This is a genomic window from Fructilactobacillus sp. X2R6C1 (assembly GCF_059901295.1).
In genome coordinates this window covers 1-256 of record NZ_JBWXUZ010000052.1, presented here as the reverse complement: position 1 = coordinate 256, position 256 = coordinate 1, and the positions used below count along the sequence as shown (strand labels likewise).

The 256-nt window shown below is 46.5% G+C and carries 1 protein-coding gene; it reads left to right on the top strand.

What is annotated here, in order from left to right; all coding sequences use genetic code 11:
* Positions 1–256 (top strand): hypothetical protein (locus AC6UDF_RS07320; protein ID WP_500724223.1); only part of this gene is annotated, 256 nt, incomplete at both ends.

Genomic DNA, 256 nt, shown 5'->3' with positions numbered 1-256 from the left:
GTCTTGATCTTCAAGGCGGTTTTGAAGTGTTTTATGAAGTAAAACCGCTGTCTGGGGAAAAGATCACCCCGGATGTTTTACGGGCTACAGTAAGCTCACTTGAGCGGCGTGTCAATGTTTTGGGCGTTAGTGAGCCTAACATTCAAAGCGAAGGGAAAGACCGGATCCGCGTTCAATTGGCTGGAGTCAAAGACCAAAACAACGCTCGGGAAATCCTTTCGACACAAGCTAAATTATCCTTCCGTGACTATAACGA